The 11691-nt window shown below is 60.7% G+C and carries 13 protein-coding genes; 12 read left to right on the plus strand and 1 reads right to left on the minus strand.

The features are described 5' to 3' along the window. Window positions 1-186 precede the first annotated feature (186 nt). The 4 genes from AC2S2E_RS04540 to AC2S2E_RS04555 all read left to right on the plus strand — a co-directional run bounded on the left by AC2S2E_RS04540 (window position 187) and on the right by AC2S2E_RS04555 (window position 3183). A complete protein-coding gene (locus AC2S2E_RS04540; protein WP_486523890.1) occupies window positions 187-954 on the plus strand; it encodes a CHAP domain-containing protein in 768 nt (255 codons plus the stop codon). Continuing rightward, entirely contained in the window at window positions 954-1547 is a 594-nt protein-coding gene (locus tag AC2S2E_RS04545) for a helix-turn-helix domain-containing protein (RefSeq protein ID WP_486523891.1), read from the plus strand. The genes AC2S2E_RS04540 and AC2S2E_RS04545 overlap by 1 nt, the downstream gene beginning before the upstream one ends. A gap of 2 nt (window positions 1548-1549) precedes the next feature. Further along, window positions 1550-1999, plus strand: a complete 450-nt coding sequence (locus tag AC2S2E_RS04550) for a hypothetical protein (RefSeq protein WP_486523892.1) — start codon at window positions 1550-1552, stop codon at window positions 1997-1999. A 194-nt stretch (window positions 2000-2193) separates the two neighbouring features. Continuing rightward, complete coding sequence (locus AC2S2E_RS04555) at window positions 2194-3183, plus strand: LysR family transcriptional regulator (RefSeq protein ID WP_486523893.1); 990 nt, start codon at window positions 2194-2196, stop codon at window positions 3181-3183. A 299-nt stretch (window positions 3184-3482) separates the two neighbouring features. On the opposite strand, the gene AC2S2E_RS04560 is transcribed toward AC2S2E_RS04555, so the two are convergent. Beyond that, window positions 3483-4562, minus strand: a complete 1080-nt coding sequence (locus AC2S2E_RS04560) for an IS630 family transposase (protein ID WP_486524551.1) — start codon at window positions 4560-4562, stop codon at window positions 3483-3485. A gap of 412 nt (window positions 4563-4974) precedes the next feature. Between AC2S2E_RS04560 and trbB the strand changes: the two genes are divergently transcribed. From trbB to trbL, 8 genes are read left to right on the plus strand one after another with little or no spacing between them, the layout of a single operon-like run. Beyond that, complete coding sequence (gene trbB, locus AC2S2E_RS04565; RefSeq protein ID WP_486523894.1) at window positions 4975-5910, plus strand: P-type conjugative transfer ATPase TrbB; 936 nt, start codon at window positions 4975-4977, stop codon at window positions 5908-5910. A 53-nt stretch (window positions 5911-5963) separates the two neighbouring features. Then, on the plus strand, window positions 5964-6242 hold the full coding sequence (locus AC2S2E_RS04570) for a TrbC/VirB2 family type IV secretion system protein (protein ID WP_486524552.1): 279 nt from the start codon (window positions 5964-5966) through the stop codon (window positions 6240-6242). After that, on the plus strand, window positions 6242-6511 hold the full coding sequence (locus AC2S2E_RS04575; protein WP_486523895.1) for a VirB3 family type IV secretion system protein: 270 nt from the start codon (window positions 6242-6244) through the stop codon (window positions 6509-6511). The genes AC2S2E_RS04570 and AC2S2E_RS04575 overlap by 1 nt, the downstream gene beginning before the upstream one ends. Further along, window positions 6508-9018, plus strand: a complete 2511-nt coding sequence (gene trbE / locus AC2S2E_RS04580) for a conjugal transfer protein TrbE (RefSeq protein ID WP_486523896.1) — start codon at window positions 6508-6510, stop codon at window positions 9016-9018. The genes AC2S2E_RS04575 and trbE overlap by 4 nt, the downstream gene beginning before the upstream one ends. After that, window positions 9015-9740, plus strand: a complete 726-nt coding sequence (trbJ, locus tag AC2S2E_RS04585) for a P-type conjugative transfer protein TrbJ (RefSeq protein WP_486523897.1) — start codon at window positions 9015-9017, stop codon at window positions 9738-9740. Before trbE ends, trbJ begins: the two co-directional genes overlap by 4 nt. Before the next feature lies 1 nt (window position 9741). Then, window positions 9742-10011 carry a hypothetical protein gene (locus AC2S2E_RS04590; RefSeq protein ID WP_486523898.1) on the plus strand — a complete coding sequence of 90 codons (270 nt, stop codon included), beginning with the start codon at window positions 9742-9744 and terminating at the stop codon, window positions 10009-10011. 1 nt (window position 10012) lies between these two features. Next, window positions 10013-10318, plus strand: a complete 306-nt coding sequence (trbK-alt, locus tag AC2S2E_RS04595; protein ID WP_486523899.1) for a putative entry exclusion protein TrbK-alt — start codon at window positions 10013-10015, stop codon at window positions 10316-10318. Further along, window positions 10315-11691: a P-type conjugative transfer protein TrbL gene (gene trbL, locus AC2S2E_RS04600; protein ID WP_486523901.1), complete on the plus strand. Its 1377-nt coding sequence runs from the start codon at window positions 10315-10317 to the stop codon at window positions 11689-11691. The genes trbK-alt and trbL overlap by 4 nt, the downstream gene beginning before the upstream one ends.

Below are 11691 nucleotides of genomic sequence, written 5' to 3' on the forward strand. Positions count from 1 at the left end.
GCGTACTCGGTTGAGGCCGGTCTGCCCATAGCGCGCGCCAACCAACTCTTGGCGCACCGCCCGTCATCGACATTCCGATCGAGCGGCAGGGAGCCGTGTTCGACGACCACTTTTCCAATGTGGAACAGGTCATTGAATGGCCAGCTTGTCCACGCCCTTTTGCCGTCGATAGCAGGGAGGTATGTCATGGCGGGAAAAATCACCTCGATCTTTGCGGTTGCCTCGATGGTCTGGGGAGGCTTGCTTGGCAAGCCTGACGCAGCCCTCGCCCTTCATGCAACAGCAAACGGCACTACGATCAAAAGGCTGGAGCGGCTTGCCAGGATCGATGGAATTCAATGTGTTCCTTATGCGCGCGCTGTGTCCGGCATACAGATATTCGGCAATGCCAGAACCTGGTGGGAACAGGCCAAAGGGCATTATGCTCGCGGCTTTTTCCCGCGCGTTGGGGCGGTGATGACCTTTCGTCCTTATGGACCGATGGCGCTGGGCCATGTCGCCACGGTCAGCCGTATAATCGACAGTCGCACAGTGCTTCTGCGTCATGCCAACTGGTCACCTATCGCGGGGAGACGCGGGCAGATCGAGCATGACGTGCCGGCCGTAGATACCTCACCTGACAATGATTGGAGCAAAGTACGGGTATGGTTTGATCCGGTTCAAGGCCTTGGCAGTACAGGTTGGCCGGTGCAGGGCTTCATTTATCCCAAAACGCGGACCCAAAGACCAGGAAACAGTGACCATGGGGTTGTCGGCGATCCCATCGGCGTGATCATCGCGGCCTATCGGGCGCGCGCGCTTCCAGATCGAACAGCGAAGGCTGATGTTAGCCACTGTGCAAGGCGCCAGCCTTACGCCGAAGGTGGGATCACCATACCGCACAAGGGTGCCGTTCCTTCTGAATCGAGGCGATCACACCGCAAACCTTCGGTGTCGAAGATGGAGGTGGCATAATGAGCGAAACGCACGACCTCACCTGGCTTCGCAACAGCCGAGTCAGGCAAATGGAACGATTGTTTCGCCAACCTTCCGCTATGGAGAAGGAGTTGATCCCTCTATTGAAGCTGGTAACCGAACTGCTTCAAAAAGCCATCGAACTGATGGAGTTGATGGCCGTGAAGGCATCGACCGACAACTCCTATCTCCCGCTGGAGATGCATCAGCAAGCGCGACCCGATGGAATGATGGCTGCTATTGAGCCGCAGCCCGCCCGACCGCCCTCGGATGCACCGATGGCAGCGTCGGATTTGAAAGAAAAAGCCCGCCGCGTCCGCGCAACTGATGTCCTGAGCCCAGCGGGATGGAGGCTTTTGCAAATCCTGGTTACTTCGACAGGGATATTCCTGCCCTATACAGAGCTCATTCAAAAGGCTGGTCTGAAATCTAACAACGAAACAAATATTCGTGTCCATATTGGTCATGTCCGGGCTGTTCTGGAGAGGCATGGAATGAAGAATGCCATTGAAACAAGCCATAAAAGCTATGCACTTCGCCCGGAATATATAACTCAGGCGCTTGCATTATTGGATATCAGCAAAAGGCGCTGAAGATGAACCAGTCCATCGATGCCGAAGCCCTCGTTCGCCTTCTGGTCAATGCCGGAAGCGATCCAGAAAGGTTGGAAAGAGCTATTCACAGGGCTTTGAACCATCCTGCCGACGGTCGACTTGATCTTCACGTGCTGTGCAATGAATTGAGAGATAATATAATGCAATTGCAGAATCTTCACCATGGCCACATGGATGAATACAAAAGCATTGACCTAATGGTTCGATCATTTCGAAACGAGGCCAGTGCCTATCAGCGGTTATTTGTTTCCGGAGTGTCAAAAATAAATACAATGCTCGTTGCGGTAATTATCATGATGTTTATCACCATGTTAATTGAAATTTTTCCGAACTGGATAGGAAATTATTCCGGACACGCTATCACGCCGGTGGCGATCACTTGTTCGCCGAATGATTTTACTCCTATCCCCAGCAAACTGTCCGGTAAATGACATGGCAAAACGTCCAAGGTGATTCTGTAATACCACCTGAAAATATTGGGGATTGGTAATCTTGGAGCCTAACATTGCGGATATTTAGATGGAGCGTTAATCCATGCATTGTTGAATGGCTGTGTAATTTTCATTTTTATGAACATGCAGTAATGATTTAGAAAAATTGCACAAAAGAGCAAAATTATTGCATTATGGATACAGATAAAATTCCCCATATAGACCCGAAGATTCTGAGCAGCGGTATTGAGTTGCGTCAAATCGAGGCTGCTCTTGCTGCTTGGGCCCATGGGAGTTTCGCCGAAGGCGCGCGTGCGCTCGGAAAGAAGCAAACGACTTTTTCGGAACTCATCGTGAAGCTGGAGGATTTCGTCGGTTGTCCTCTCTTCATTCGAAGTCGAGGGCGTGATCGCAGGTCTGGCCGGCTGGTGCTCACGCCAGCGGGCAAGGCCATTCTACCGCTCGCCCATCGGGTGGTCGCCGATCTGGTAACGGTCTGTCTCGGTGTGCGTCGTGCATGTGACGGTAGGGAAGGTCGTATCGACATTGGTTGCTACGCCCCGATTGGTTTGGGCACACTTCATGAAACGCTGATGACGACATCAAAATGGTTCGATCAGCATATCCGATGTCGGTTGGTCACTATCGAACATGAGCAGGTCTCGGTCGCGCTGGCGAGTCGGAGGATCGATGTCGCAATTGTGCGCGGTAATCCCGCACCATTTAAAGGCCGCGCCCAACCCTTATGGAGCGAGCGTCTGCTGGTTGCGATAGCCGGAAATCATCCTCTGGTTTCCGTTGTTTCGCCACAACGAAAGGCGCTTTCTTGGAAGCAGTTCGGCGATGAAACGTTTCTTATCTCGATGCAGGGCCCGGTTGCAATTACCCGCGAGAAGATCATGGCGCAGGTGATGCCCTTCGGTTTCTCCCCAAAAATCGAGATCTGCCCGTCTGATCCCGGAGCCGTCATGGAGATGGTGGCTTCCAGGCAGGGAATCTGTCTCGTCCCGGAATCTATCCTAATGGATCACCACCCCGGTGTCATCTTTCTGGAAATCGATGGGACAGGTGAGGATTGCACAACCTACTTCGCATGTTGGCGCGATGACAACCCACATCCGGCGCTCAAGCGATTTCTGTTCCGGCTGTTCCATCGTTTTCAGGTCGCAAAAGTGGACCTCTGAAAGCCAGATGTTTGCCGATGGCATGTGCTGGGGGTATGATGCAAGGGTTCAGTATTATGCTTGGACCTGTTCTATCGCCTGTGCGCAAAGGTTGGCCATCATTCGACGCTAACACCGCTATCGCGAGCTCCTGATCTCCAAGGATCGGATCGCGCACATGATCGTTGATCTTGCTGTAATCCCAAGTTGCATGACTCATGGCCGAGTCGCAGCTTGGCGGCGCCCAAGGGCCACGCGGTCTCGTACCAGCCTTGGATGAGCCCCACCCACAAAGGCTGGTAAAACGCCCAATTTGGGACCTAGTGGATTGATTCCAACGTTTGGTGCCCCCGGCGCACAGCGGCGATGATCTCGTCAGGATCGGCTTTCCACACGAAGGGGCGCGGCTCCTGATTATGCTCTTTGATGAAGCGGTTGATGGCCGCCTGGAGATCGACGACGGAATGAAAGACGCCGTTTTTCAGGCGCCGTCTGGTCAGCTTGGCAAAGAACCCCTCGACAGCATTGAGCCAGGAGCATGACGTTGGCACGAAGTGGAACGTCCAGCGCGGATGCCTGGCCAGCCAGGCGCGAACCTTGGGCTGCTTATGAGTTGCGTAATTGTCGAGAATGACGTGGACGGCCTTGTCGGCGGGCATCTGGGCCTCGATGGTATTGAGGAAGCGGATGAACTCCTGATGCCGGTGTCGCTGCATGTTGCGGCCGATCACCGATCCGTCCAGCACATTGAGTGCGGCGAATAGCGTGGTTGTCCCATTGCGCTTGTAATCATGGGTCATGGTCGCACCGCGTCCGCGTTTGAGCGGCAGCCCCGGCTGCGTGCGGTCAAGCGCCTGGATCTGGCTTTTTTCGTCGACCGACAGCACGATGGCGTGGGCGGGCGGCGAGACATAGAGTCCGACCACATCGCGCAGCTTTTCGGCAAAAGCCTTGTCGTTGGACAGCTTGAAGCTGCGCCACCGGTGCGGCGCCAGGCCGTGATCGTGCCAGATCTTCACCACCGTTGAGGCGGCAATGCCGACAGCCTTGGCCATCGCGCGCACCGTCCAATGCGTCGCCTCTTGAGCGGGCGGCTCCAGCGTCAGCGCTACGACTTTGTCAACCAGCGCGGTATCCAGAGGCGCGATGCCGGGAGGCCGGGTCTTGTCGCGCAGCAAACCATCCACGCCCTCAGCCATGAACCGCTCCTGCCAGCGCCATACGCAGGTCTTGGACTTGCCGGTTGCCGTCATGATCGCCTGAGTGCCTTCGCCCTGCTCGGTCAGCAGAATGATCCGCGCCCGCCACACGTGCTTCTGCGGTGAGCCCCGCGCCGCGACAATCGCCTCAAGCCGCTTCCTGTCCCCTGCCGTGACCTCAATCTGGATACCCGTTCGCATGCCGTATTCTGGCATGCAGGACGTCGCATGGGAATCCTTCAAAGGGACTCATTCGTTACGATCAATCCACTAGCCTCTGGCCATGCCTTCATCGAATCGGGAAGCGAGATATTCATCGTCGATATCGATGCCGTTGTCATGTTTTGCAGCGGAAAAATTTCCCAAAATTTGTCAACTCATAGGCCCTATGCTGATCATCAGGTATGTGGCCGCTTCTTTCATTTCACCCGACTACGCTGCTCCCTGTCTTTCTTCGCTAGCTTGCTACGATGCTAAATCCTTGTTGAACATGGCGCTTTTCTGCGTCTCTTAATCGACCCCGCAAGCGCCCGGCAATTGTGTTGGCGCCCATGGCGGGGATACGATGCAGCCACATTCCACAAGATCCGAAGCCCACGCTCGCGGTGCGCGCATGCTGCGCACCGCGTTGGGACCGGTGATTGTCCGGTGGCTCGCTGATCCTTCCGTTATAGAAGTGATGCTCAACCCTGATGGTCGTCTGTGGGTCGATCGTCTAGGAGAAGGCGTTGCCGATAGCGGCGAGACGCTTCCCCCGGACGATGGGGAACGGATCGTCCGCCTCGTGGCGCATCATGTCGGGGTCGATGTCCACGCCCGATCCCCGCGTGTATCGGCCGAACTGCCGGAAAGTGGCGAGCGGTTTGAGGGGCTGTTGCCGCCGGTCGTGGTCGCGCCCACCTTCGCCATCCGCAAACCTGCGGTCGCGGTGTTCACCCTCGAAGATTACGTCGCCGCCGGAGTCATGTCGGACTTGCAGGCGAGCATTCTGCGCATGGGGGTCGCCCTGCGTCACAATATCCTCGTCGCCGGGGGTACGGGAACCGGCAAGACGACGCTCACCAACGCGCTGCTGGCCGAAGTCGCCAAGACCGACGACCGCGTGGTGCTCATCGAGGATACGCGCGAACTGCAATGCCAGGCGCGCAATCTCGTCGCCATGCGGACCAAAGATGGTGTGGCGTCGCTCTCCGATCTGGTGCGCTCCTCGCTGCGCCTCCGCCCGGATCGCATCCCTATCGGTGAAGTGCGCGGCGCTGAAGCGCTCGATCTCCTGAAGGCGTGGGGGACCGGCCATCCCGGCGGTGTCGGTACGATCCACGCCGGCAGCGCCCTGGGCGCGCTGCGCCGGATGGAGCAGCTCATCCAGGAGGTGGTGGTGACGGTGCCGAGAGCGCTGATTGCTGAGACCATCAACCTGATTGCCGTGCTGGTCCGTGAAGGAGCCGGGCGGCGGCTTGCCGAACTCGCCCGCATCGAGGGAATTGACCCCCAGACCGGCGATTATCGCCTGAGCTTTCTCACCCCCAACATCGGAGATCATCCATGAAGCCCCAAACCATCCGGCGTGGCGCGCGCCGCGTCCTGCTTGCTCCTTTCACCATGGTCGTCGGGCTGGTGCTGACCACACCGGCCTTCGCCTCGGGTTCCTCGATGCCGTGGGAAGCACCGCTTCAATCGATCCTTGAATCGATCCAGGGGCCGGTCGCCAAGATCGTCGCGGTGATCATCATCATCGCCACTGGCCTCGGGCTGGCGTTCGGGGACACCAACGGCGGGTTCCGGCGACTGATCCAGATCGTCTTCGGCCTCAGCATCGCGTTCGCCGCCAGTTCGTTCTTTCTGTCCTTCTTCTCCTTTTCGGGCGGGGCGCTGGTGTGATGGAAGGGGATGATCTCGCTCCGGGCTACCACGCCCCGGTCCACCGGGCACTCAGCGAACCGATCCTCTTGGGCGGTGCGCCGCGTGCGCTGGCCATCGTCAACGGCACGCTGGCGGGCGCGGTCGGGCTTGGCCTGCGGCTGTGGATCGGTGGCCTCGTTCTGTGGGGCGTCGGCCATGGTCTGTCGGTTTGGGCCGCGCGGCGCGATCCGCAGTTCGTCGATGTCGCCCGCCGTCACCTCAAATATCCCGTCTGGATGCGGCCATGATGAACCTTGCCGAATATCGCCCGAAGGTGGCCAGCCTCGCCGATTTCCTGCCCTGGGTCGCTCTGGTGGCGCCCGGCGTCGTCCTCAACAAGGACGGGTCATTCCAGCGGTCGCTGCGCTTTCGGGGGCCTGATCTCGATAGCGCCACGCCCGCTGAACTCGTTGCGGTGACAGCGCGCCTGAACAATGCGCTGCGCCGACTCGGCTCGGGCTGGGCAGTGTTCGTCGAAGCGCAGCGTGTGCCCGTGCAGGATTACCCCGATTCGGACTTTCCCGATCTCATCTCGACACTGGTCGATTGGGAACGGCGCGACCAGTTCCGCGAGGAAGGCGTGCATTTCGAGAGCTTCTATTATCTGACCCTCTTGTGGATGCCGCCCGCTGAAGATGCCGCGCGCGCCGAAGGCTGGCTCTATGAGGGACGGTCGGGTTCGGGTGTCGATCCCAGGGAACTCCTGAAGGGTTTCATCGACCGCGCGGATCGCGTGCTGCACCTCGTCGAAGGCTTCATGCCTGAAGTTCGCTGGCTCGATGATGCCGAGACGCTGACCTACCTCCACAGCACCGTGTCCACCAAACGCCAGCGCGTTCGCGTGCCGGAAACCCCGGTCTACCTCGACGCGCTGCTGGCCGATGAGGGCCTCACCGGCGGCCTGGAGCCGAAACTCGGGGCACATCATCTGCGCACGCTTACCATCACCGGCTTTCCGACCGCGACCTTTCCGGGGCTGCTCGATGAGTTGAACCGGCAGGCGTTCCCCTACCGCTGGTCCACCCGCGCGATCATGCTCGACAAGACCGATGCAACCAAACTTCTGACGAAGATCCGGCGGCAATGGTTCGCCAAGCGCAAATCGGTCGCCGCCATTCTCAAGGAGGTGATGACCAACGAGCAATCGGTGCTCATGGATTCGGATGCCTCCAACAAGGCCGCCGATGCCGACATGGCCTTGCAGGAACTGGGGCAGGATACCGCTGGGATCGCCTATGTGACGGCAACCGTAACGGTCTGGGATCGCGATCCGGCGCTCGCAGCCGAGAAGCTGCGCCTTGTCGAAAAAGTCATCCAGTCGCGCGATTTCACCTGCATGACGGAAGGTATGAACGCCATCGAGGCGTGGCTGGGTTCACTGCCTGGTCATGTTTACGCCAATGTCCGGCAGCCGCCGATCTCCACCCTCAATCTCGCCCACATGATCCCCCTGTCCGCCGTGTGGGCGGGGCCGGAACGGGATGAGCACTTTGGTGCTCCACCCTTGCTCTATGGCAAGACTGAAGGCTCCACCCCGTTCCGGTTTTCCCTGCATGTCGGCGATGTCGGTCATACCCTCATCGTGGGGCCCACCGGCGCGGGCAAATCGGTGCTGCTCGCCCTGATGGCGATGCAGTTTCGCCGCTACGCGAGCAGCCAGATTTTCGCCTTCGATTTTGGTGGTTCGATCCGTGCCGCCGCGATTGGCATGGGTGGCGATTGGCAAGATTTGGGTGGTGCGCTCCATGGCGAGGTTTCGGGGGAAGGGGTCACGCTGCAACCACTGGCCCGCATCGATGTGGCGGGCGAACGCGCCTGGGCGGCCGAATGGGTGGCTGCTCTCCTCGAAAGCGAAGGTGTCACCGTCGATCCGGCGGCCAAGGAACACCTCTGGACAGCCCTGACCTCGCTGGCCTCGGCGCCGGTCGCCGAGCGCACGCTGACGGGCCTTGCCGTACTGCTGCAAGCGCAGGTGCTGAAACAGGCATTGGCGCCCTACTGTATCGGTGGTCCCTGGGGCCGCCTGCTCGATGCCGAGACCGAGCATCTCGGCGCGGCATCCGTGCAGGCTTTCGAGACCGAGGGACTGGTCGGCGCGGGATCGGCTGCTGCCGTCCTCGCCTATCTCTTTCACCGGATCGAAGGCCGGCTCGACGGGCGCCCCACGCTCATCATCATCGATGAAGGCTGGCTGGTGCTCGACAGCCCGGCTTTTGCGGCGCAGTTGCGGGAATGGCTCAAGACGCTGCGCAAGAAGAACGCCAGCGTCATCTTCGCCACGCAAAGCCTCGCCGACATCGAAACCAGTTCGATTGCGCCGGCCATCATCGAGTCCTGCCCGACGCGCATTTTCCTGCCCAATGAGCGGGCGGGCGAGCCACAGATTGCGCGGGTTTACGAACGCTTCGGCCTCAACGCCCGCCAGATCGAGATATTGAGTCGCTCGACCCCCAAGCGAGACTATTACTGTCAGACAAGGCGCGGTAACCGGTTGTTCGAGCTGGGCCTTGGCGAAGTCGCGCTCGCGTTCGCCGCAGCCTCATCGAAGACCGACCAGCGCGTGATCGGCGATCTTGTCGCGACGCACGGCCAGGCCGGCTTTGCACGAGCCTGGCTCGCCCATCGCGGCCTTGGCTGGGCCGCCGATTTGCCCCCCAAACCGGTTCCGCACCCGCCATCCCTGCCGTTGGCGGAGGAGGACTTTGCGTTTGAGGATGGCCTTCTGCCCTTCACCGATGAGGAGTTCCGCCCATGAGCCTGCCCTGTTCCCGGCGCGCGCGCTGGCGCGTTGCTCTCACCACCGCCCTGTCGCTGGCGATCATCGCTGGCAGCGCTACCCCTGCGGCGGCCCAGTTCGGCGGGATCGTCTTCGATCCCTCCAACTATGCGCAGAACGTGGTGACGGCGGCCAACAGCCTGACGCAGATCAACAATCAGATCACCCAGATCGAAAACCAGGCGCAAAGCCTTGTCAATCAGGCAAGGAACCTTGCCGCGCTGCCGGTTTCGACGCTGAATGCCCTGCAATCCCAGGTCCAGCGTACCCAGTCGCTGCTCGCGCAGGCCCAGCGGATTGCCTATAGCGTAGAGAATATCCAGAGCGCTTTCACCTCGCGCTACAATGGTGCGAACCTCACCGCCTCGCAAAGCCAGATGGTCGCCAATGCCAATGCCCGTTGGCAGGACAGCGTTGGCGCCTTTCAGGATGCGCTGTCCACCCAGGCCACCGTTGTCGGCAATATCGAGGGCAGCCGCGCCTCGATGAACAGCCTCGTCACCGCCAGCCAGTCGGCAAGCGGGGCCTTGCAGGCGGCGCAGGCAGGCAATCAGTTGCTGGCCCTGCTCTCGCAGCAGATCGCGGATCTGACCGCGACGCTCGCCGCGCAAAGCCGCGCGCAATCGCTCGACGCCGCCGGTAAGGCCGCAACCGAGGCGGAAGCCAAGACCCGCTTTCAGCGCTTCCTCGGGAATCATTGAAATGCGCCGCCGCTACTCGATGCCGCTGATCGCGCTTTGCGGACTGTCGCTGGGCTTCGTCGCCGCGATGGCGGCCGATATTCACTACGGCCCTACCTGCGCACCCGAGCATCCTGTGCCGGGTAAGGCCTATCCCAACACCGTCAAATGCCTGACCGACGCCGAGTTCGCGGCCGATATCGCGCGCATCGAGGCGCGGGAGAAGGCGGAGCACAAGGCCCGTGTCGCCAGGGACGGGCCGATCCTCGCCTGGTTCGAGGAGGACGATTGACATGACCCCTTCCGTCAAACTGGCGCTGGGTGGGGCACTGGCCGGGCTGATGCTGACTCTCGCGGTGGTATCAGTGGTACGCAAGGCTCCCGCAATCACTGTGATCGACGAGGCATCCGGCAAAGCGCCCGACGCGCGGGTCCATGCCGATCTCGCCCGCTGCCGCGCCGCGACCATGCCGGAATCGGACTGCGAAGCCCTCTGGGAAGCGCACCGCCGTCATTTCTTTGGCGAGGACGCTGTGGCCGCCCCTGCACCGGAGAGTCCGACCAATTCCGCAGCACTCCAAGGGGAGAATTCCCGATGAACGACACCTCGGTCATCAACACCTTCCTCTCGGTCTTCACCAGCTACATCGACAGTGGCTTCGGCCTGTTGGGCGGAGAAGTCGGCTTCCTGTCCTCGACGCTGATCGCCATCGATGTGACCATCGCGGCGCTGTTCTGGGCATGGGGTGCAGATGAGGATGTGGTGCAGCGCCTCGTCAAGAAGGTGCTCTATGTCGGCACCTTCGCCTATATCATCGGCCACTTCTCCAGCCTCGCCACCATCGTCTTCCAGTCCTTTGCCGGGCTGGGCTTGAAGGCAAGCGGCGGGAGCCTGTCGCTTGCCAGTTTCATGCAGCCGGGCACGGTCGCTTCGACCGGACTCGATGCCGCCAAGCCCCTGCTCAACGCCACCAGCGATCTGGTGGGGCCGGTCGGGTTGTTCACCAATTTTGTCGAGATCATCGTTCTCATCGTCGCCTGGCTGATCGTGGTTCTGGCCTTCTTCGTGCTGGCCATCCAGGTGTTCATCACCATCGTCGAGTTCAAGCTGGTCACGCTGGCGGGCTTCGTGCTCGTGCCTTTCGCCTTTTTCGGGCGCACCGCTTTCATGGCCGAAAAGGTGCTGGGCCATATCATCTCGTCGGGCATCAAGGTGATGGTGCTGGCGGTGATCACCGGCATCGGCACCACGCTGTTCAGCCAGTTCACCAACGCCAACGTCGATGTCGAACCCGACCTGCAACAGGTGATGGCGATCGCGCTGGCGGCGCTGACGCTGCTGGGTCTCGGTATTTTCGGCCCCGGCATTGCCAATGGCATCGTTTCGGGCGGCCCCCAACTCGGCGCGGGTGCGGCGGCGGGCACGGCGATTGCTGCCGGGGCCACGCTCGGCGCCGGGGCCATCGGTGGGCGTATGGCCGCTTCCGCCGTGGGGGGCGCTGTGTCGGGCATCGCGCAGGGCGGCACGCGCGCCGCCGGCGCGGCATCGGCAGCCTATTCCGCTGGAGCGGCCGGCAAGACGGGTGGTGCTGCCGTCGCTTCGGGGTTGGCCAATGTCGGCAAAAGCGCTGGCGAGGCGGCGATCTCCCCCCTGCGCCGCGCCGCCGAGGCCGCCAAAGGCAATTTCAATGCCGGACGTGGCGAAGCTGTGAGGTCAACCGATGGGGGCGATGCTGCCTCTGGTCCCGGCACTGGCCCAAGCGGTGCTGCCGGTTCGCCAGCGGCCAGCGCCGGTTCCCCTTCTGCCGAATCGGCTGCTGGTGAGGAGGGTAAGGACGGTCCGCCCGCCTGGGCAAAGGCTATGCGTGCCCGTCAGGCCATCACCGGCTCCGCCACCATCGCCGGGCAGACGCTCAAGGGCGGCGACAGCCATGGGGGCGGTCAAGGCCCTGACATTTCCGAAAAGGACTGA

The organism is Novosphingobium sp. 550D (genome assembly GCF_057401885.1).

What these genes read in the sequence shown, in the direction of transcription:
- AC2S2E_RS04560 (WP_486524551.1), bottom strand. Translation starts at nt 4,562, where the DNA reads ATGCGAACGGGTATCCAGATTGAGGTCACGGCAGGGGACAGGAAGCGG.
- trbL (WP_486523901.1), top strand. Translation starts at nt 10,315, where the DNA reads ATGAACGACACCTCGGTCATCAACACCTTCCTCTCGGTCTTCACCAGC.
- AC2S2E_RS04555 (WP_486523893.1), top strand. Translation starts at nt 2,194, where the DNA reads ATGGATACAGATAAAATTCCCCATATAGACCCGAAGATTCTGAGCAGC.
- AC2S2E_RS04575 (WP_486523895.1), top strand. Translation starts at nt 6,242, where the DNA reads ATGGAAGGGGATGATCTCGCTCCGGGCTACCACGCCCCGGTCCACCGG.
- AC2S2E_RS04590 (WP_486523898.1), top strand. Translation starts at nt 9,742, where the DNA reads ATGCGCCGCCGCTACTCGATGCCGCTGATCGCGCTTTGCGGACTGTCG.
- AC2S2E_RS04570 (WP_486524552.1), top strand. Translation starts at nt 5,964, where the DNA reads ATGGTCGTCGGGCTGGTGCTGACCACACCGGCCTTCGCCTCGGGTTCC.
- trbB (WP_486523894.1), top strand. Translation starts at nt 4,975, where the DNA reads ATGCTGCGCACCGCGTTGGGACCGGTGATTGTCCGGTGGCTCGCTGAT.
- AC2S2E_RS04545 (WP_486523891.1), top strand. Translation starts at nt 954, where the DNA reads ATGAGCGAAACGCACGACCTCACCTGGCTTCGCAACAGCCGAGTCAGG.
- AC2S2E_RS04540 (WP_486523890.1), top strand. Translation starts at nt 187, where the DNA reads ATGGCGGGAAAAATCACCTCGATCTTTGCGGTTGCCTCGATGGTCTGG.
- AC2S2E_RS04550 (WP_486523892.1), top strand. Translation starts at nt 1,550, where the DNA reads ATGAACCAGTCCATCGATGCCGAAGCCCTCGTTCGCCTTCTGGTCAAT.
- trbJ (WP_486523897.1), top strand. Translation starts at nt 9,015, where the DNA reads ATGAGCCTGCCCTGTTCCCGGCGCGCGCGCTGGCGCGTTGCTCTCACC.
- trbK-alt (WP_486523899.1), top strand. Translation starts at nt 10,013, where the DNA reads ATGACCCCTTCCGTCAAACTGGCGCTGGGTGGGGCACTGGCCGGGCTG.
- trbE (WP_486523896.1), top strand. Translation starts at nt 6,508, where the DNA reads ATGATGAACCTTGCCGAATATCGCCCGAAGGTGGCCAGCCTCGCCGAT.